Source organism: Vibrio sp. OPT18 (assembly GCF_015163615.1).
Lineage (GTDB): Bacteria > Pseudomonadota > Gammaproteobacteria > Enterobacterales > Vibrionaceae > Vibrio > Vibrio coralliirubri.
In genome coordinates this window covers 127,420-147,965 of record NZ_JADDYK010000073.1, presented here as the reverse complement: position 1 = coordinate 147,965, position 20,546 = coordinate 127,420, and the positions used below count along the sequence as shown (strand labels likewise).

General features: G+C 43.9%; 19 protein-coding genes. 9 read left to right on the top strand and 10 right to left on the bottom strand.

Going from position 1 to position 20,546, the window contains the following annotated elements:
• A complete protein-coding gene (locus IQQ51_RS18800) occupies window positions 1–828 on the bottom strand; it encodes a pirin family protein (protein WP_193841808.1) in 828 nt (275 codons plus the stop codon).
• A 108-nt stretch (window positions 829–936) separates the two neighbouring features.
• Between IQQ51_RS18800 and IQQ51_RS18795 the strand changes: the two genes are divergently transcribed.
• Both IQQ51_RS18795 and IQQ51_RS18790 read left to right on the top strand, forming a co-directional pair.
• Window positions 937–1,836 carry a LysR family transcriptional regulator gene (locus tag IQQ51_RS18795; RefSeq protein WP_050647838.1) on the top strand — a complete coding sequence of 300 codons (900 nt, stop codon included), beginning with the start codon at window positions 937–939 and terminating at the stop codon, window positions 1,834–1,836.
• A 396-nt stretch (window positions 1,837–2,232) separates the two neighbouring features.
• Entirely contained in the window at window positions 2,233–3,645 is a 1,413-nt protein-coding gene (locus IQQ51_RS18790; RefSeq protein WP_193841807.1) for an alpha-amylase family glycosyl hydrolase, read from the top strand.
• 118 nt (window positions 3,646–3,763) lie between these two features.
• Here the strand turns inward: IQQ51_RS18790 and IQQ51_RS18785 are convergent, their stop codons facing one another.
• The 4 genes from IQQ51_RS18785 to IQQ51_RS18770 all read right to left on the bottom strand — a co-directional run bounded on the left by IQQ51_RS18785 (window position 3,764) and on the right by IQQ51_RS18770 (window position 8,978).
• Window positions 3,764–5,635 (bottom strand): methyl-accepting chemotaxis protein, encoded by a 1,872-nt coding sequence (locus IQQ51_RS18785; protein ID WP_193841806.1) that lies wholly within the window; start codon window positions 5,633–5,635, stop codon window positions 3,764–3,766.
• A 435-nt stretch (window positions 5,636–6,070) separates the two neighbouring features.
• Window positions 6,071–7,441: a YjiH family protein gene (locus tag IQQ51_RS18780; protein WP_048609722.1), complete on the bottom strand. Its 1,371-nt coding sequence runs from the start codon at window positions 7,439–7,441 to the stop codon at window positions 6,071–6,073.
• A 228-nt stretch (window positions 7,442–7,669) separates the two neighbouring features.
• Window positions 7,670–8,344 (bottom strand): YoaK family protein, encoded by a 675-nt coding sequence (locus tag IQQ51_RS18775; RefSeq protein WP_193841805.1) that lies wholly within the window; start codon window positions 8,342–8,344, stop codon window positions 7,670–7,672.
• 151 nt (window positions 8,345–8,495) lie between these two features.
• Window positions 8,496–8,978, bottom strand: coding sequence for a GFA family protein (locus tag IQQ51_RS18770; RefSeq protein WP_193841804.1), 483 nt, complete (start codon window positions 8,976–8,978; stop codon window positions 8,496–8,498).
• A gap of 32 nt (window positions 8,979–9,010) precedes the next feature.
• Here IQQ51_RS18770 and IQQ51_RS18765 point away from each other — a divergent pair, with 32 nt between their 5' ends.
• From IQQ51_RS18765 to IQQ51_RS18755, 3 genes are all read left to right on the top strand, one after another.
• Window positions 9,011–9,664 (top strand): hypothetical protein, encoded by a 654-nt coding sequence (locus IQQ51_RS18765; protein WP_050643289.1) that lies wholly within the window; start codon window positions 9,011–9,013, stop codon window positions 9,662–9,664.
• Between the two features lie 124 nt (window positions 9,665–9,788).
• Window positions 9,789–10,088 carry an isoamylase early set domain-containing protein gene (locus IQQ51_RS18760; RefSeq protein WP_009845720.1) on the top strand — a complete coding sequence of 100 codons (300 nt, stop codon included), beginning with the start codon at window positions 9,789–9,791 and terminating at the stop codon, window positions 10,086–10,088.
• A gap of 276 nt (window positions 10,089–10,364) precedes the next feature.
• Entirely contained in the window at window positions 10,365–11,654 is a 1,290-nt protein-coding gene (locus tag IQQ51_RS18755) for a peptidoglycan DD-metalloendopeptidase family protein (protein WP_193841803.1), read from the top strand.
• 134 nt (window positions 11,655–11,788) lie between these two features.
• Here IQQ51_RS18755 and IQQ51_RS18750 read toward each other — a convergent pair whose 3' ends face one another.
• Both IQQ51_RS18750 and IQQ51_RS18745 read right to left on the bottom strand, forming a co-directional pair.
• On the bottom strand, window positions 11,789–13,633 hold the full coding sequence (locus IQQ51_RS18750; protein WP_193841802.1) for a putative bifunctional diguanylate cyclase/phosphodiesterase: 1,845 nt from the start codon (window positions 13,631–13,633) through the stop codon (window positions 11,789–11,791).
• A gap of 142 nt (window positions 13,634–13,775) precedes the next feature.
• Window positions 13,776–14,672 (bottom strand): LysR family transcriptional regulator, encoded by an 897-nt coding sequence (locus IQQ51_RS18745; RefSeq protein WP_193841801.1) that lies wholly within the window; start codon window positions 14,670–14,672, stop codon window positions 13,776–13,778.
• Window positions 14,673–14,780: 108 nt separating this feature from the next.
• On the opposite strand from IQQ51_RS18745, the gene IQQ51_RS18740 reads away from it, so the two are divergent.
• The 3 genes from IQQ51_RS18740 to IQQ51_RS27800 all read left to right on the top strand — a co-directional run bounded on the left by IQQ51_RS18740 (window position 14,781) and on the right by IQQ51_RS27800 (window position 16,857).
• Entirely contained in the window at window positions 14,781–15,986 is a 1,206-nt protein-coding gene (locus IQQ51_RS18740; RefSeq protein WP_048610725.1) for a multidrug effflux MFS transporter, read from the top strand.
• A 100-nt stretch (window positions 15,987–16,086) separates the two neighbouring features.
• Complete coding sequence (locus IQQ51_RS18735) at window positions 16,087–16,437, top strand: hypothetical protein (RefSeq protein ID WP_017057980.1); 351 nt, start codon at window positions 16,087–16,089, stop codon at window positions 16,435–16,437.
• Between the two features lie 285 nt (window positions 16,438–16,722).
• Window positions 16,723–16,857: a hypothetical protein gene (locus IQQ51_RS27800; RefSeq protein ID WP_010431176.1), complete on the top strand. Its 135-nt coding sequence runs from the start codon at window positions 16,723–16,725 to the stop codon at window positions 16,855–16,857.
• Window positions 16,858–17,010: 153 nt separating this feature from the next.
• Here the strand turns inward: IQQ51_RS27800 and IQQ51_RS18730 are convergent, their stop codons facing one another.
• From IQQ51_RS18730 to IQQ51_RS18720, 3 genes are all read right to left on the bottom strand, one after another.
• A complete protein-coding gene (locus IQQ51_RS18730; protein ID WP_050620585.1) occupies window positions 17,011–17,628 on the bottom strand; it encodes a glutaredoxin domain-containing protein in 618 nt (205 codons plus the stop codon).
• A gap of 68 nt (window positions 17,629–17,696) precedes the next feature.
• A complete protein-coding gene (locus tag IQQ51_RS18725; protein WP_193841800.1) occupies window positions 17,697–18,587 on the bottom strand; it encodes a DMT family transporter in 891 nt (296 codons plus the stop codon).
• A 155-nt stretch (window positions 18,588–18,742) separates the two neighbouring features.
• Window positions 18,743–19,699 carry a porin gene (locus IQQ51_RS18720; protein ID WP_193841799.1) on the bottom strand — a complete coding sequence of 319 codons (957 nt, stop codon included), beginning with the start codon at window positions 19,697–19,699 and terminating at the stop codon, window positions 18,743–18,745.
• 377 nt (window positions 19,700–20,076) lie between these two features.
• On the opposite strand from IQQ51_RS18720, the gene IQQ51_RS27365 reads away from it, so the two are divergent.
• Window positions 20,077–20,546 (top strand): succinylglutamate desuccinylase/aspartoacylase domain-containing protein (locus IQQ51_RS27365; protein WP_228012995.1); only part of this gene is annotated, 470 nt, incomplete at its 3' end.

Sequence of the window (20,546 nt, the reverse complement as noted above, 5' to 3'; positions counted from 1 at the left end):
TTATTGGTTTACTTGCTGGGATTGCAGATGTTTTATTCGTCTAACACCTGCGATTAAGTTGCTAGTGCTGCTGTGTAACGATGCTCCATTACTAATGAAGTCTTGTTTTAATGGGGTTCCCGAGACGATTACAAACTCAGCATTACTCTCTAATGCAGAGACAGCGATTAGCGATGTATTCTTATCAAACACACCTAATTCACCCGCTGATAAGTCTTTACTTCCGACTCTGACAGAGCCATGGCGTACAAAAATAAAGGCTGTTGTCTGTGATGGTTCTCCTGCGTATTGCCATGTGTATTCGGCATCTAAGTTGATGTGTAAATACGTCATATCAACAGGAGTGAGAGCCTTGCTTTGCTTGCCGTTAAATCGTCCCACAAGTACTTTGGTGGTTGAATGAGCCTCTTCAACAACTGGGAGTTGCTCTTGTTGCTGGGTTGAATAAGTGACAGGCCCCAATTCATGTTCGTCTTCGGGTAAGGCAACCCAGAGCTGAAATGCATCCGCAACTTTGTTGTCCGGGTGAACGGTCTCTTTGTGCAGCACTCCCGAACCCGCAGACATGATTTGTATGCCTCCGGCTTCTAATAAGCCTGAATGGCCGCCGGTGTCTTTGTGAGCAATAGCCCCAATCTGTGGATAGCTTATGGTCGCTACGCCTGAATGTCCGTGAAAGTCAAAACCGGCGGTTCCCTTCACATTCGACATTTTAAAGTAGTCCCAAAGCACAAAAGGGTTGAGATCTTTGAGGTTCGATGAGCTTACATAGCTCGTTACGGGGCCGTGATTTTGACCATTTCTGATTTCATGTATTTGTCTAATCATTTTGTTAGTCCTTAAATTTGATTGCTGAAAATAATTTTAATAAAAGATTCATTACTTGATTAGATGGTATATTTGGTTTTGTTAATCCCATTATTGAAGGTAATAAGGATGAATCTGAATGACATCAAGGTGTTCATTGACGTTGTAGAAGCTGGGAGTTTTGCTGGTGCAGGTAAAGTTTTGGAGATGCCTTCTACGACGGTAAGTAGGAAGGTGCAGATGCTCGAAGCTGACTTGGGCGTTAAGCTCCTTCATAGAAGCACTCGTAAGCTTTCTATGACAGAAGCAGGGCACCAATACTTCCAATCGTGCCAACAACATCTTGCTGCTCTAGAAGAGGCTAATGAACAGATCAAGCAAACTCAGCTAGAGCCAAAAGGAAAAATTCGTATCACGTCGCCATTAGAATTTGCGATTCAATACGTACAGCCTTGGATCGTCGAGTTCTTAAATCAATACCCGGATATCAGTATCGAGCTCGATACCTCAGATGACTATGTCAATATGGTTGAAGAGCGAATGGATATCGCGTTTCGCTCTGGGACGCTGCAAGACTCTTCACTCATTGCGAGAAGGATAGGTCCCAAGAAGAATATCTGTTGTGCTAGCCCAGAGTTCCTGACAAAGGCTAAGAAGATCAAAGTGCCAGAGGACCTTCAGAAGGTTAATTGTTTGGTTATGGGCCACTCAATAGCCCACACCCGATGGCATTTTACAAAAGCTGAACAGGCTCATCATGTCGAAGTGACAGGTTTCTATGCGGCGAATGGTGCCAGGTTAATTATTGACTCGGCATTGCAAGGGCTCGGCGTCGCTTATATTCCAATTGCATTAGCGACCCCATACCTTAAAAATGGCCAATTAGTGCCAGTGCTCACTGACTATGACACACCAACCTCAGACATGTTTGTGGTCTATCAATTTCATCGATACATGGCGAAACCGACCCGACTCTTTGTCGATTTTGTTATGGAGAAAGTGACGCCAAATGCGCCTTGGGAAGGTTGATGCGCTTGATTCTGCATTTTGTTTGGATTGTTCGATGTTTGTTTCTGGGCGTTTATCAAGAATATCTCGCCTCAAAGCAATGCCCTTGTAAAGTATGTAACTGAAGTTCTGTCGTAAAACTGTTGTATCATATGCATCGAATGGAATTTAAATGAGAGCTTATACGCTCCTTTTTTACGCGTTTTAAAGTACTACGGTTGAGTGTTCATCCCGGACGTTATGCGATAATTGGCGCTACGCCCTTAACTATCCGCCGTGACTAATCGGTGGGAGGATGAGGGGTTTTAATGAGTAACTCATATAATAAATACCATTCTTAAGGAAATTTATGCAGCTTTGCCTTTTAGCCTTTGTATTTATCTAGAAAGCTGTAAACGAGTTTGGTAGGAGAACAACATGGAGAGTTCAGCTATGTTAAGCAACCCAGCGACAGATGTCATATTGCATGCCTTTGACTGGTGCTACGCTGACGTAATGAAGAACGCCCCACTGATCCAAGAGTTGGGTTATAAATCTGTTTTAGTATCACCGGCGATGAAATCGCTGCGCGGGCCTAAAGGTTGCGACCGAAATTCTGGCACCCAATGGTGGCAACGCTATCAACCCCAAGATTATCGTGTGATCGACAATCAGCTTGGTGACACGCAAGACTTCACTGCGATGGTGAACACGTTAAAGCAACACGGGCTTCGTACCTATGTAGATGTTGTGTTCAATCATATGGCCAACGAATCGGGTATCCGCGGTGATCTAACGTATCCCAATCAGCAAGACATGGCGTCTTATCAAAAAGATGCTGACTATTATGAATCCATACGTTTGTTTGGTGACCTTTCTGAGCCTTTATTTGATGAAAACGACTTCGTGGAAGCGTTTGGTATCAAGAACTGGAAAGACACTTGGGAAGTGCAAAACGGGCGTATTACCGGTGGCGCGAGCGATCCTGGGCTGCCAACGCTGCTAGATGACGATAATGTGGTGGCACAACAAAGAGCCTACCTAAAAGCACTGAAAGACATCGGTGTGAAAGGATTTCGCATTGATGCGGCAAAGCACATGACACTGGCACACCTACGCAAGGTATGGACTGATGACATCTGCGAAGAAATGCACATCTTCGGTGAGATCATTACCGATGGCGGTGCGACAGAAGAAGAGTATGAGCTATTCCTCGAGCCATATCTTAAACACACTCGCTTAGGGGCGTACGATTTCCCGTTGTTCAACACCATCTTCAAAGCATTTGAAGAGCAGGGCAGCTTTAAGTCTTTGATTAACCCTTACTGTTTTGGTCAAGCTCTGTCGAATATGCGAGCCATCACGTTTGCAGTCACCCATGATATTCCAAACAACGAGGTGTTTTTGGAGCATGTAATGGATGAAGTGGATGAGCGATTGGCGCACGCTTTCATTCTTGGTCGAGATGGCGGTGTGCCACTGGTTTACAGTGAACTGAGCACCAGCGGTATTCTGGACAAGAGCGGTCAGCCTCGTTGGCTTAACGACTGGCAAGCGCCTTACATGAAAAACATGATTCAATTCCATAACCATGTTCATGGCGAAGCGATGCGTGTGGTTGAAGCAAATGATGATTTGTTGGTGTTTGTCCGTGGCGATAAAGGCATTGTGGTGATCAACAAGTCGAAGCGAAGCAAAACAGCCTCATTAAATTGGACTGGTGCCGTGACCGACTTGTTGTCTGGAGAAGTGTTTGACTGTGTCGGTAAGGAGTTGACCATTAAGGTTGAGCCTAACCAGTGCATGATGCTGACAACCAACTCGACCGAATCTGTTATGAGTTACGTCTAATCGTTTAGAAAGACAATATTGAAAAGAAAGCCCCGCTACTGGCAATCAGTAAGCGGGGCTTTTTATTTGAAGCTGTTTATTAGTTACTAAACAGAGTGTTAGTTCAACGGTAAGGCAGTTAAACCGTAAACTTGTTTAATAGTTCGTCTTGTTGGCGAACATTGTCTGTTTGAACCTGCATTGCTGTGTTCGCTTCTTGAGCTGCGTTGGACACTTGTGTTGAAAGGTCTTTGATCTTAACTGTGTTGTTATTGATCTCTTCCGCTACCAAGCTCTGCTCTTCTGCCGCTGAAGCAATCTGGATGTTCATATCTGAGATACGTTGAATCGCGTCACGGATACGGTCAAGTGAAGAGTTCGCTTGCTGAGCGCGTTCAACGGCGTCAGTGGCTGTGTCTTTACTTTGGTTCATCGCGTTCGATACTGAGCTTGCACCCGCTTGGAGCTGTTCAATCATGTTGCGGATTTCTGTGGTCGATTCTTGAGTACGTTGCGCCAGAGTGCGAACTTCATCGGCAACGACTGCGAAACCACGGCCTGACTCACCAGCACGCGCCGCTTCAATAGCCGCATTCAATGCCAGTAGGTTGGTTTGGTCTGCAATATCGTTGATTACTTTTAGAATCGTTTCGATGTTGGCCGTTGCTGATTCAAGTACTTGTACTTCGGCAACCGCTTGGTCGATACGTGCTGAAAGGTTATCAATCGCTTGAGTGGTGTCACTTACGACAGATGTGCCGTCTAGCGTTGCTTCGTCTGCTTCACGAGCTGCCGCTGCTGCGCCTTGAGCATTGTTTGCAACTTCAGTTGCAGTAACCGCCATTTCGTTCATTGCAGTCGCTAACTGTTCAAGCTCTTGCAGCTGGGTATTCATTGCTTTCGCTGATTCGCCCGCACCTTTCACTGTGATTTCAGTACCACGTTTAATCTCAACACCAATCGCTTTCGATTGAATGATCTGATTTTGTAGATTTTCGGTAAAGGTATTGAAGCCTTTCGCTAGGTCAGAGAACTCTTTGTCTGTGTTGGTATCTAGGCGCTTTGTTAGGTCACCTTGCCCACTTGCCACATCTTGAATCGCTTGGTTAAGTGCATCCAGTGGACGCATTAACACGCGAATTAGAACTGTTAGAGCAATGATGCTGAGAATCACCGCAATCAAAGAGTAGATCATTGAGCTGTTCTTCAATTCTTCAACGGTTTGGAAAGCGATCTCTTCATCCAGGATGGCACCGATGTACCAATCTTCACTTGGGATGTGGGTAAAGTTAACTAGGAACATTTTGCCGTCGACTTCAATTTCTTGAGAGCCTTCACGAATAGTCGCTTGTGGCATGTAGCTTGATAGCGTTTCACCGTTGTTTTTCGCATTCGGGTGAGCAATCGTGGTGCCGTCGGCAGTGACTAGGAACAGATAACCCGCATCAAACAAGTTCACTTGGTTGACCAAGGTAGCAAGGTTCGTCAGCTCTAGGTCGTAGAACATACCTGCAGTAAAGCGACCATTGTTTTTAACTGGAGTGCCCACTGAGATGATGACTTTCTTACTTGATGCATCCACATAAGGAGCGGTCACAACTAAACTGTTTTTGGATTTAGCATCAATGTACCAAGGACGAATTCGCGGGTCGTAATCTGGACCTGCATCCCAACCATCATCATTTTCAATAACGAAACCGTTTGCTTCATAACCAAAACCAACCGCTAGGAAGCTGTTTTTAAGCTTTGGCTTTTCTAAGATATCTTTAACGTAAGCGCGATCTTCAGGGTTGATCTCGATGACTTCAGTCGTCGATTGAGCCAACGCTTTCTTGGCGTTCATCTCCGATACTACGGTATTTTTCACGCCCGAGACCATCTCTTTCAGGCTCGCATTGACGTGGTTTTCTACTGCACTTCTTACAGTGTAAAGTTGTTGTATTGAAAGCAATGATACTGTCACTAGCAGCAAGGCTGATGATGCAGCAACCACCTTATGGCTAAATTTCATTGAGTTTTCCCCTTCTCACAGGCTTTGCGAAGACTAAAGTTAATCGTGTTTTTGGAATTATATATATCGACTAGATTGAATTTTACTTGAATGTAATTTCACAAAATAGACTACAAAAATACAACAACCTAAACAATACAAAATTCACTAAATCACATATTTGCTACTTTTAGTATTTGGTTCAATGAGTTGGGGAATGGGGCTAGACGGAGTTTAAGGAGGGATTAAGAATGTATTAATTTGACAATTATGCGTTCAGTTTTCTATAAACAAGAGGTGGGTTGAATAAACGATATGAAATCAAATGATATGCAGAAATTATAAATTGATTGAACTCTAAATAATACTGTGTATATATTTTCGCAAATAAAAAGCCCCACAAAAGTGAGGCTTATAATTCTATCTGCTTATTGAATTATATAAGTAGCATCTAATTTAGAATATTAGATGCGCTACACCAGCGATAACTGGAAGCGTAATTAACGTACGTAGAATAAAGATAATAAACAGTTCTAAGATGTTCACTGGAATCTTACTGCCTAGAAGTAGAGCGCCTACTTCAGACATGTAGATCAGTTGAGTTACCGACATCGCTGCAATAACAAAGCGAGTCATCTCGTTGTCGATAGAAGCGGCAAGAATCGCAGGAATAAACATATCCGCAAAACCAACAACAATCGTTTCAGATGCTGCAACCGCTTCAGGAACACCAAGTAGCTCTAGGAATGGAATGAAAGGCTGACCTAGGAATGAGAATACAGACGTGTATTCCGCAATAACCAGCGCCATCGTACCAAGTCCCATAACAACAGGCAGTACGCCAAATACCATATCCACGGCGTTACGGATGCCTTCAGCAAATACTGACTTAGCAGACTTAACTTGCGATGCTTTGCTTACTGCTAACTCAAGGCCCCAAGAGAATGTTGAGTGACCTGCTGGGATCGCGTCAGCGTCTTTGTGCGGCTTGCTGCCATCAATGAAAGTATCTTTCTTCATGCTGAGTGGTGGAAGGCGAGGGATGATTACCGCTGCCACAATACCCGCTAAACAGATTGCTGCGTAGAAAGGTAGGAATAGGTGCTCTAGTTCTACCTGAGCAATAACCACAAGACTGAATGTGATAGATACTGCTGAGAAAGTCGTACCAACAACCGCAGCTTCACGCTGAGTGTAGAATTTCTTCTCGTACTGTTTACTGGTAAGCAGGATACCAACGCTGCCGTCACCTAACCAAGAAGCCATACAGTCAATCGCACTACGACCTGGTAGGTTGAAGATTGGACGCATGATTTTACTTAGTAGCGTGCCAAACAGCTCTAGTAGGCCAAAGTTAAGTAGAAGCGGCAGTAGCAAACCAGCAAAGATGAATACTGAGAACAGTGTCGGAAGCAGGCCTTCTAGAACCAGACCACCGGTATTTTCTTCCCAAATAACCTCAGGGCCAACTTGGAAGAAAGCCATAACGGCTGCAGCACCACCAATTAAACGAACCAGCAACCATAGTGGAGATGGGTTGAAAAGGCCGTTTAAAAATGAATTTGATGTAATGAATGTAGGCTTAAAAATGGTGCTTAAAACTGAAGCTACAGACATGAAGGCAACGATCGCAGTGATGATAGGAACTAGATATTCACCGAAAACCGCTTGAATTGATTTGGCTAAGATAGCTACAGGGATGGTTAGATCACCTTGATAGCTGATTGGCGCCATGAAAAGGAATAAACCAATCAATGATGGGATTAAGAAAACCCAGAAACTGCCCTTAGATTTCTCTGTTTGAGCAGTATTCGTGTTGTTAGACATGTTATTGTTCTCGAATTTCTACACGTAAAAAAGCCACATCCTTGGCATTTTTATTCACTAAACGTCCGTATTTTCTCATTGGGTGCAAGATTACCCAGTATTAATATCGCTTGCAATACTATTCATCAAATATCGCTAAATATTCATGCTGGTTATTCTGCAACGTATTAAGAGTTTAGAATAAAGTGTTGCGGATGTTACGTAGTTTGAGGTTATATTGCCAGATATTTATAAATTGACTGGGGTTTCAGTTCGATAGGTCAAGTATAACCAGTAGCTAAACGCAATAATGAAGGCGAAAGAGGCTGGGAAAGCCAATGCTAAGATTTCGAAGCGTTGGAACAGACAAGCGCCACTTAAGCCGCCAAACAGGAAGCCAACCACAATGAACATCAGCAGTTTGGCTTTACGGCGGTCAAAAGGCATCCCTTTTAAGCGAGCGCCAATCATGATCCCAAGATCGGTAACAATCCCGCTCATGTGTGTTGTTCTAATGATCGCCCCACTGTAAGTGGTGATCATCGCGTTCTGCAAACCACACGCGGCTGAAGCGAAATACTGACCTGAAGTATAGCCTTGCAACAGTGTCCACAGCGCCAAAAACAGCAATCCACCCTCAATACATAGCGCAACACCGTAACGGCGTCCTAACTTCAATGCTTGGTTTTCAATAAAGAATCCGCTGAATGCCGCACCTAACATGAAGCTCATGATCACCAATAGGAGGTGAACAGAAGCCGAGGTCGGTGTAAGTAGGCTACTGCCGAGCAAAGACATGGTGCCGGAAATATGGGAGATAGCTTGATGTTGGAAGCCAAGTAAGCCGATAGCATTAACACTGCCAGCAAGACCGGCTAACAGTAAGGCGCCGTATTCAACCCAGCGAGGTAGCTTAGAAATCATGTGGTTCACCCTGGGTTAAATAGAGGAGCAAGATTATAACGCTAGAGAAAAGATACGCTAGCGTTGTGGAGCATTGATATTTGATCTTAGGCAACAGTATTGCAGTTTGTTTTAATACTGTTGCTCTATAAAGATAACGCTCAATGACAAACTAGTTGTAATGGTTCATTTGGTGGTCGAACTTAACCCAACCGTGTTTGCGTTCTTCGTAAACCGAAAAGCTCGGCAGTGGGAAATCTTGCTCTTTAAATAATCCGAGCGGGACGATATAAAAATCGGCGGCGGCAACTGACTGCAAAAGCATGGTGGTGCCACACTTGGGACAAAACTGATAGGTGACTTCATTACCCGTATCGCTGATGCGTGAAAAAGAGGTCACTTCACCGCTGAGTGTAACTTGTTCTATTGGGAACCGAGCCTGAACGCCGAACACACTTCCGGTGCGTTTCTGACACTCATAGCAATGGCAGACAGAGGTGCGTTGAGGTTCGCCTCGGCATACTAGGTTGACTGCTCCACAGCGGCATTCGCAACTTCTGATATTTCTATCTTTAATATGATTGATATCCATCCATGCTCCACTTCTGGTTAACCCTGTATTGATAATTATACTAAAGCCCTTTATGGTCTGCACAACTGGATGAAAACAAAAGAATATAATTGCCCATGAAAAAGAAAATCTTACCTATTCCCCTGATTCTACTGATTCCAATTGTCATGCTGGTTGTGGTGATAGTAGCGGGTATTTATCGCTTTAGCTTAAGTGATGAAGAGATCTTGGCGAAGTTTCCTTCTTCTCAAGTGAGTTATGACCCAGTCGTAGAAACCGTTTTTGATTTGAAGACGACCAACCCATGGACAATTAAAGTTCCTGAAACTAACGCCTACGCTTTTATCAATGAAGTTGATGAGCCTAAAGCTATCGCGTTTGGACGTTATGACTCAGGTGTTGAGCGCGGTGTGGTAACGGTAGACACCAATAATCTTTCAGCTGTCACGCTGGGCAAGGCGAGTTTCTTTGTCGCGCCGATGTGGATATCTAACCAAGGCAGCGGTGTTTTCTATTATCTTGGCCTTTTTAAACATGACCAGCAGCGAAGCCGTGTGGTGTTAGTCGACCAACTTTTACTGGGTGATCGTATACAAATTCAGACATTGGAGGTCGCTCAGCAGCCAGATTCGCAATCACAGAATAAACTCACTGGGGAAGGTTTTATCGGCTTTACTCAGCATTCTGCGGAACAATCATTTGCAGAACCCCCTTCTGAAAAGGTGTTAATGAGTTTTTCTTTTGATACGCAATCAATTGGTAAGCAATAACGTTTTCGTGAATGTAAGGATCTGTTGTTTATGTGAGCCAAATTACATATTATCTTAGTTAGATGAATGAAATTTAGACACACTTAGCTTTGTGTCCGCTTATTTTTACAAATGGAGCTTGCGAATGATTAATAAACGTTTTTTTAAGACGAAAGATGAAGTTGAAGTGACCTTCGAGCTAGAAGCTCAGGAAGCGAACTCTGTATCCATCGTTGCTGACTTTCTTGATTGGAAAGCCACCCCAATGAAAAAACTGGCCAAAGGGAAGGTTTACAAGTTTAAAACTCGCCTACCTAAAGATGGCGAGTTTCAATTCCGCTACCTAGTTGATGACCAACAATGGGTGAACGATGCGAACGCTGACCGTTACATCCCAAATGAGTTTGGTGAAGACAACTGCTTAGTGTCGACGGTAAACGCATAGTCTTTTTCTCAAAACCAGCGACTAATTCGCTTCGTTTATTAATTATTCGAAACGGAATAACGTCAACTAATAGAAAGCAGAAACTAGCCGTTTCTGCTTTTTTATTTTCAAATTTAGCGGTTAATTTTATTTTTCATTTAATGGCCTTCATCTACGGCAACTCAATGACTTAGGCTAAGTTGGGCAGATTCACATCATATTATGACAATGCATTGATGATTTATGCGTTTGAAAAGCATATCCTATGCCTTTATATCGTAGAAAGACCTGTTTACCGTGTATTCAAAAATATTTTCCTCTCCGTTTGCCGAGCTTTCACCTGTAAAAAAAGTAGCTATTTTAGGACTGCCGCTTATTGCAGCGATTGGAGTTGCTCTGCAATCTTCGCAATCAAATCTGACGAAAACGATCGATCTTGATCTACCAGACTCAACCGTTATTGAGTCTATTCTGTCACCATCTTCTGTTACCGTTATTGAGCCGCCGACATTTGAGTATCAAATTCAATCTGGCGATAACTTGAGTAGCATCTTCACGCAACTTGGATTTTCTTATAAATCGATGATGAGCGTGATGGAAACCGATTTGAACTTCCTTGCTTTAGATACGCTTCGTCCGGGTAATACATTACGCTTTTGGCGTGATGAAGCGACCGGCGACCTTTCTAAAATGGAACTTCAATTTAGCGTCGCAGACAAAGTGGTTTACCGACTGCTGGATGACGGCAGCTACGAATTCGAAGACATCTCTATTCCTGGTGAATGGAAGCAAAAACCTTTAGTCGGTGATATTCAAGGCAGCTTTTCTATGTCGGCGAACAAGGTTGGCCTGAGCAGTCTTGAGATTGACCATATTGTGACACTTCTTAAAGATAAGCTGAACTTTAGCCGAGACCTACGCGCTGGCGATCAGTTTGAAGTACTTCAAAAAGCGCAATATGTTGATGGTGTTGCAACCGGCAAACGTGAAATTGAAGCGATTAAAATCATGAATCGTAACCGCGTTGTGTCAGCGTACTTACACACTGATGGACAATATTACGATGCTAATGGCGATAGCTTACAACGTGCTTTCCAACGTTACCCAGTGAGCAGTAGCTGGCGCCAAAGTTCTCAGTTTAACCCTAAGCGCTTACACCCTGTGACAGGCCGCGTCTCACCGCATAACGGTACCGACTTCGCGACGCCAATTGGCACGCCGGTTCAAGCAACGGGGGACGGCAAAGTGATTATGACGCGTAAGCACCCATACGCGGGTAACTACGTGGTCATTCAGCACGGCAGCACCTACAAAACACGTTACCTACATTTGAGTAAGATCCTGGTTCGTAAAGGACAAACGGTATCTCGTGGTCAGCGTATTGGTTTGTCTGGCAAAACGGGCCGAGTGACAGGCGCACACTTGCACTACGAACTGATTGAACGTGGTCGTCCTGTGAATGCAATGACAGCAAATATCCCGATGGCAGATTCTGTGCCTAAAAAGGAAAAAGCGACGTTTGTAGCAGCAAGAGATGAAGCTGATAAGTTGCTAAAGGTCGCGTTAGCTCAAGCTAATAACAGCTAGCCAGATCGTTTAGAGATAACCCTGAATAAGGCTGTTACTCATCAAATAGCCAACTAAAACCGCGAGAGCATCACTCCGAGTAGAGTGATGATCTCGCGGCTTTTTTGATCCTAGGTCAATTCAAGGATAGCGGTCTAAGCTAAGGGCTCCGAATGCGTGATATAGCTGACGATAGCTTCTGGTCGCATCGGCGGTGAGTAGAGGTAACCTTGTATCTTGTCACATCCCATAGCGTGCAACTTTTCTAGTTGCTCACGCTTCTCTACGCCTTCCGCAACCAATGACACATCAAGCCTATGAGCCAGCTGAACAATCAACCAAACGACGCTCTCGGATGTTGAGCTAGTCAGCAAGTTTCGGATAAAGGTGGCATCAATTTTAATACAGTCGATAGGGTAGCTGTGGATGTAGTTCAAACTGGAGTAACCCGTACCGAAATCATCGAGCGCAATGGTGAAGCCTTGCCCTCTCAAAAAGTTAAGTGCCGATTTGGTCTCTTGGGTTGGAGATAACAACACCGTTTCGGTTAACTCAATAACAAACTCTTCAGCTTTAAAGTGATGTTCTTCAATGGTTCGAGTGAGGTAGGAAATATAGCGTTTCGAGTCGGTCAGCTCATGAGCCGAACAGTTTATCCCAAGCTTAACTTTGTAACCTAAGCCTTGCTCTAAGGTGGTTTTAGCGCGACACACTAACTCAATAATACGCTCACCTAGCTCGACAATCAGCCCAGACTCTTCAGCCACTTGAATGAACTCCACAGGTGATATATCACCGTGTCTGGCAGTTTTCCAGCGAGTCAGTACCTCGAAGTATTCCCACTGTGTGTCACCTTGACTGACAATTGGCTGCACAACCACGTACATACCATTGCCACTAGGTACATAATTATTTGAAATTGGGTTTTCAAGCTCATTTCGTAAAGCGGCAACTAACTCAGCCTTTCTTTGGTAGCGCACCCTTAGATGGGTGTCATAACATTGAATGTGAGTATCTTGGCTATGTTTGCACTCTTTAAGCGCTAAACTGGTGTTGAAGATGATCTGCTCAATGTCTTTGATGTCTCCGTCTGAGCGCGCAATACCAATGCTGAGATTGACATCGATCTTGATATCGACGCTGCTGTAACCTTGCTTGATCTTAGCCAATATTTGTTCGCAAACGGATATTGGATCGGAATGGTAGGTAATGAAGGCGAACTCGTTGCCTGCAGTCCGGAAGGTCAGGTTGCTTTCGGGTAAGGTTCTCCGCAAGGTTTCTGCGACAAATTGAAGTACTTTATCGCCAATATAATTGCCGTGCATGTCATTGATGGCTTTGAAGCTATTGATATCGAGTAAAGCCAATGTAAACGGAGTGACGCTCTGTTGAGTAATAGACTCTAAGGTATCTGATAGACAGCTTCGGTTGAGTAACCCGGTTAGGCTGTCGTGTGATACTTCATAACTAAGCTGGTTTACAAGTTGTTCGGAACGATCGTTAAACCACATTTCACGTAAGGTGTGAATGATGATGTCGGCGAACAATTGATGGTGTTTTATCACGTCTTGCTGCTGATCAGGACTAAGAGGCGAGGTAAACGTTGAAAACAGCACGCCCATCACTTCGCCACTTTGAGTTCGAGTCGGGATCGCGATGGAGTTTTGTGAGGTGATTTCCTGCCTAAATGCCGATGTTGGCAATGACTGGACGACATACTGAGCAAACGAGCAATCTGGGTGTCTTTGATTGACGGCTTGTTGGTAGATGTGACCATGGCGCGCATTGATTTTGTCATGCAATACATGGTCAGAATGGGCGATCACCAAAGGAACTGTTTGGTCAGGGAAGTGCTTCTTCTCAATGATGCTAGTGTATTGAGTATCAAAGGTCTGATGTAAAGTAAGCACAGCTGATTCTAAAAGATCGATACCTTCCAATTTCAGCAAACGGCCAATGCGCTCTGTGTCTATCATGCTGTTGTTCGTATGTTGAGTCATAGTCACCATCCCTAGTTAACCAGATTCACTGTGTAAGCGGTATACGTATTATCTTGTATATGTGCGAACTTGTATAATCTATATGCGTCAAGTTTATTATTGGCCGTGTCGTATAACTTTTCAAATTAAAATGTGACTTATTTCACAGAGCTTGCGTGCTACGCTCTTTGTCTAGTCTATCTTTCAGATGGTCCAAAAAGAGCTTGGTTCGCGTGTGCGAGTAATCAAGCTTAGGGTAGTACGCGTAAACCATCACTTCGTCGGCAGTAATATTTGGCAATACTGGAACTAATGTCCCTTGTTTTAGATCCTCTTTGATCATCGCTTTGATGGTTAACAGTACGCCCATTCCTCGCTTCGCAGCATGAAACAAAGCCTCTGGATTGGTGGTAGCAAAGTTACCATTGAGGCTGATGCGTTGCCCTTTGGTGAGTGTGACTTCTCGGGTAGGGCGCTCTCCCCAAATTAAAGAGTTGTGTTGTTCTAAGTCCTGCTCGTTGGTGGGGTAACCATGTTTAGCTAAATAGCTTGGCGCTGCATAGAAGCTGGCTTTGTGTTCAAACAGCGGTGTTTTCTTGAAGCTTAACGAGTTGAGCTGTTCCAGTTCACGGCTGATCACTAGATCTAAGCCCAACTCTGGTAATTGCCCTGGCGTGGTCGTGATCAGCTGCACCTTAATGTCCGGATACTTTTCTAAGAAGTCGTCCATGTATTGCACGAGAAACTTAGAGCCAACAGCAATCGTCGCGCCTATCTTTAATAGGCCTGCTGGGGTTTGGTTAACCGAGCGAGTCTCATCAATAATGGACTGCCAATTGTCGAGCTGATCTTTGGCCCGCAGGTAAAAGAGCGCGCCCGCTTCAGTTTGACTAATTGAGCGTGTGGTGCGCTTTAACAGTTGGGTGCCGATGCGCTCTTCTAACCAGTTCACTCTTTTACTGATCGCCGAGCTGGTGGTGTTCAGCTTTCGAGCAGCACCATTGAAGCTGCCTTCTTCGACTACTCTGACGTAGCTTTTTACGTTAAGAATCCAATCCATATTATTTCCTGTTGGGACTTAATAAAATTCCAATTTAGCTAATTATCAATTATTGGTTTTGAATGTAAACTCATCTAATGAACAAATATCAAACGAATAGGGAATTTTTTGAGCCAATCGACCTTTAAAAAAACGCCGTTACTCTTAGCAATGATGATTATTGCTACGGGGCAGGTGGGTGTGAGCATCTACTTGCCAGCATTGCCGTTAATTGCTTCTGATTTAAGTGCTACTCAAGTAGATGTACAGCTTCTCGTCACGCTGTTTCTGGTGGGTTTTGGCTTGTCTCAGCTATTTTACGGACCAATGTCTGATGCGGTGGGAAGAAGACCTATCTTCTTGTTAGGTCAGGGTGTTTATTTGATTGGTACAGTCGTTTGTGTTGTGTTTTCTGACAATATGACGGCGCTAGAAGTTGGTCGCTTGCTGCAAGGTTTAGGGGCGGGTAGTGCCTCGGTTCTTGGGCGAAGCGTGCTTCGTGACAGCTATGATGGTTCGCAGCTTACCAAAGCGTTGTCTTATATCTCGATCACCGCGTCGATCATGCCGATCATTGCACCGGTATTCGGTGGTTGGATTTCATTTCACCTCGGTTGGCAGGCGGTGTTCCTGTTCGTTCTACTGTACCTATTAGCGATATTTACGCTGGGTTACTTTGTTCTGCATGAAACTTTGCCATACGGAAAGAGCCGCTTTGATGCGTGCCAAGTAGTGAAGAACTACGGGCGCTTGTTGACCAATCGCCAAGTGTTGACCAGTGCCAGTTACAACTGGATGAGCTACATGGCAAGTTTGGTATCACTGTCGTTGTTTCCATTCTTAATGCAAGAGCAATTGGGGCTGACCGCCGCTGAATATGGTTCATTGATGATTGTTCCTTCGGCGGGCTTACTGATAGGTAGCGTCGCTTTAAACTTACTCAATCGTAGGTTTAGTACGCCCCAATTGATGAGCTTAGCTATTTTGATTATCTTGGCGTCGGGAACTTGGCTTCTTACTCATGAGTTATCCATCTTTAACTTAGTTTGGGCGTTTACTTGGTTGGCGATAGCACAAGGCATTTCGTTCCCACTATCAATCAGCATGTTATTAGAACCTCATAAGAAACAAGCGGGCGCAGTGTCGGCATTGTCGGGCTCTATTCAGATGTGTTTAGCGGGTTTATTGGGTGGGTATCTAGTAGAGAGTTGGGTCACGACTCATCTACAGTTAGGCGTGTTCTACCTCATTATTGGTGCAGCCATGGGTGGAGTGCTTTGGTCTTCAACCAAAATGAACAACAAAGGCGATACTGTTGAAGTCGAATATAGCTAAATGCCAAATTCACTATCGTTTAACGCACCATCGTTAATACGTTGTATTTGTGCTGATGGTTTTCTACAATGCTTCGGTCCATTGAATAGGTAAAAACAAAATGCAGCAAAATGAATTTGAAGTACTGGTAAAAGCTATCTGCGCACTAGATGGCCTGCCTCAAGCGCTTGAGCTATTGAAATCCAATGAGGATACAGAAGTCGCTGAGGCTGCTGCATCACTGACTGGTCAATTTGCACTTGCTGAAGTGGAAGGCGAAAAGCGTATTTACCACGTGACGCTTCAAGAAAATGAACAAGGCGAAGAGCAAGAGTACATCGAACATGTCATGAATGAAGGCGATGACTTAATCAAATTTGCAGCTTGGTTCTTTGAAACGATGTTTGAATTGAAGCAAAAAGACACATACCAAATTGCCGGTAAAACTTACAGACAGCCGAAGCGCAGCTAGGTTTCTCAGTAAAGTATTTTAGAAAGCAGCTCTCTTGAGCTGCTTTTTTTATCAGTGTCTAAACCAATGTCTTGGATTGTTATTAGGAATGGAGCATTAAGTTCAAATCGGAATTCAGGTTAACTTATTGATATACAAATACAATGCTGATTAGCACACAGACAAAATTAAGCTAATTGCAAATTAATACTTAACATTGCATTAAAGTGTGATTTAGATCTTGTTTTTGAGCGTTTTAAGTGTAAAATCCGCGCTAAAGAAAGTTGATTATGTGCGGAGATAAGCATGAATTACGAACTAGGCCACGCATACCTTGGTCAAATGGCAGCAAAAAACATGATGCACGAAGCATTGTACGGCACTTCAAAGCCAAAGAAACCATCGTTCTTTAAGCGAATGATGAAGAAGATGGCTAAATAAGCATTTTCAAAAACGGAATTTTAAAAGGCCTTAAACTCGATGAAGTTTAAGGCCTTTTTCGTTTTAGCGATTGGTGAAAGTTATCGCTTTGTTTTGTTGTGGATGGACACAAAAAATACTAATTAAGCTTCTGACTAATGGCTTTTAATGAACTCAGCCAGCAGATTGATTGGATAAGTCGACCACATTATTAGGGATGCTATCTAAGCCATTCTCTTTCATCCACGCTTCTAAGTTATCGGCACCACCGATGTATTTACCATCAAGCCAGATCTGTGGGACGGTGACCGGTGTTTTCTCACCAATGTGTGCTTTTACCTCTGGAATCATACGGTATAAAGCGGCGCTATCTTTTACGACATCGTGGTATTGGTATTCAACACCCGCTTCATCCAACATTTTCTTTGCTTTAACACAGAATGGGCAGGTCGCCTTACCATAAACGATGTTGCCTTTTAGGCTGTCTCGTTTGGTCCACTCTTTGATCACGGATTGAACCAAAACTCCGCGATTAAGCGCTTCACCTTGGCTGACAACCTTGCCTTCAACAACAAGGATTGGCGCATGCCAAGAGCCTAGTTTTAGCGGCTCCCACCAGTGAGACAACCAATCTTTCACTTCCAATTCGACATCGACATCGGCCAATTCATTCTCAAAAGTATCCTTCAGAATGTCTTTGGTAAGGGTACATTCCCCACATGGGATATTAACTTTAAATGGACCCCAGCTGCCTGCCCAACGGTATAGTGTAATCTTGACTGGTTTCTTCATGGTTACGGCCTCGTTTGAATTCTCTTATCCATATAGAACGGACAGTCGAACTATTTATTTCACCAACCTTAAACTTTCTTCACTTTCGAACGTTTTTTGGTTTCCCAGTGCGTTATAAATGCAACTGACGCAATAATAATAGCAGCCCCTAGCCATAAACGACCCGGTGGAACCCAACTAAACACAATCCAACCTGCTAAAACATTTAGCGGTAATTTGGCGTGGTCAAAAGGTTGCACAAACGAAGCATCAGCGACTGAGTAGGCTTTTACAATCGCCCATTGAGCGAGTGCCGTCATAACACCGATAACAATCAAGATAGCCCAAATTGTACCGCCGCTTGGCGTCTGCCAATCTGGCGCGGCAAGCAGGATGTTAAATGGTGTGATTAATAGCAGCAGGTACACCACCATGGTTGAAGGGCTGTCTTGCGAAGAGAGCTTTTTCACCATCAGTGAGTAGCATGCCCAGAAGAAAGCGGCACCGACTGGTAATAACGTTGCCCAGTTAAAGTCTTCAGCCCACGGCTCTAGAATCACCATCGCACCCACGAAGCCGGCTAAGGTCGCGCCCCAGCGAGCTGCCCCAACTTTCTCTTTTAAGAAAAGCCCTGAACCTATGGTTGCAAACAATGGCGACGTCATGAGAAGGGCAATGCCTTGCCAAATAGGTACTGGGTAAGCCAGTGCCCATATCCAAAGTTGAATCCCAATAACAGACAAGAAGACACGGAATATGTGCAATTTTAGGTTATCGGTTTTTAGCGCGCGACGAATGCCCAGCGTTTTCAGATAAGGAATAATAGCGAACAACGCGATGGCGTATTGAATAACGGCAACGGTGGTAGAAGTAAGTCCGAAATGAATGCTAGCAATTTGAGTTAGGCTGTTAATAACTGCAAAGGCTAGGCCTGCGGTTAGCATCCAGCTAGCGCCTTGGATCGGATGGTGTTGTGACATGATGCTTCTAATTATTTGATGTGGTTCACCTATGATACGGATTTAGCACCACTTAACCAGAAAAAGCATTGATGAAGTCAGTCAGAATATTTGAATATGAAAAAAGGTTGAGCTATTGCCCAACCTTTTTAGTCTGTATCTAAAGTCGATTTAGATTAGAAGTCGTAGCGGATGCCCGCTTGTAGTTGGTCATCTTCATTGTCTAGCTGTTCAAACTTGTAACCAGCATATGTGCGAATGTGGCCGTTGAACTTGTACACCGCTTCAATAGCAAAGTTATTTGCTTTTTCAGTACTTGTATCGTCATTCTCTTGGAAGTTGTAAACACCTACTAGAGAAAGCTGCTTGTTTGCTTTGAACTTAGCAGATAGCTCGTAACCTGTGTAATCTTCATCTTCCTTTGAAGCCATGGTGTATAAACCACCAACCGTAAACGCATCCATAGAGAATTGAGCTACAAGGTTGATTTGGTCATCATCGAAGTTACCATTCTTTTGAGAAACATAACCCGCACCAAGGTCAAAAACGCCTAGGTTATACATAGCAGCAAGGCCGAAGCTGTCTGCATCTTTTTCGTTTGCAGCGATGTAGTTAGCTTGAATAGATAGCGCGTCAAATTGGCCAGAGTAAAGGAAGTTGTTCTCACGCTTATCTTTGTTCCCAGATACGATATCTGCTGCATCTGCACCGAATGTTGCCATTGTATCAGTGATGTCTGTAAGCATAACTTGTGCAGAATCTTGCTTACCGTAAGAGAACTCACCGAAGTTTGTACCAAGGCCAGCATAGAAATAACGGTTAGTAAGTGAGTCCGTTTCCTCTCCATTTACACCTTCAGCTGTATCCCCAGTAAATTCAGCTTCATATTTACCAAAGCCGTATAGCTCATCTGAAACTTGAGTTTTACCAGATATATTTAGACGAGCACGTGATTTGTCTTTGAAAGAACTATCAGATGCACTTTTTTCATTGTTGTCAGAGATGTTGAAGCGAGCTTCAGCACGACCACCAATCTTAAGCTCAGTACCGTCAGAGCTGTAAACTGTTGCTGCTAGAGATGAACCTGAAACTAGTGCCGCTACCACTGCAGAAGCTAGAACTGCCTTTTTCATAATCACTTACCTTGTATTTTAAAATCCGTGAGCAATGTGCTCTCCGTTTCGATATGAAGCTAATTTAGAGCAGATAAATTAAGCTTTCATTTCCATAAAATTACATTTTCGTGAATGGGGAACTTTTTTAAGTGTTGATTTTATTGCACTTTTATTTCATGCGACTGAGTGTTCTGTGAATAGATATACAAGTTGCGTGTATTTCAAAGGTCACATTGACAAGTTTTACCTTGGATTCACGGATGTCGATGGTGATGAATTTTGGTAGCGCTTGAGGGCTTGTTAATCGGATTAACTGCTTGTACTGGTTAGGATATCCTCTATGATGCAAAAACTTAGAAGAGAATAGATTCTGCTCAACAAGATGGAGACGTTGGATGAAAACAGAGTACTTAGGCGATGTTTTACAAGGTAGGCAGGTTATTGGCTCCTTGAATGTTGAAGACCTACCCGTTGGCGAGCACCAGTTTTGGTTTCAAGTCACCAGTGATGGGCTAGGGCAACCTAAGAATATGCCGGTTTCTGTTTTTAAAGGCAGTCAAGAAGGTCCGAAGTTGATGATCACCGCCGGTATTCACGGTGATGAGCTAAACGGTGTGTTGGCTGCACAGCAAATTATCAGGGACTTAGTCGGTAAAACGCTCAAAGGTACGGTTACGATAGTGCCTACTGTGAATCTGTCTGGCTTGCTGAACCATAGCCGTGATTTCATCTCTTCGGATCCGGGCTCTTGCCCTGCTAATCTTAATCGACTCTTTCCGGGTGATGCTAATGGCTTGGCAGCGGAGCGCTTTGTTGCGTCTTTGTGGGAGCGTTTGCTTAAGCATAATGCCACCTTCGCCGTTGA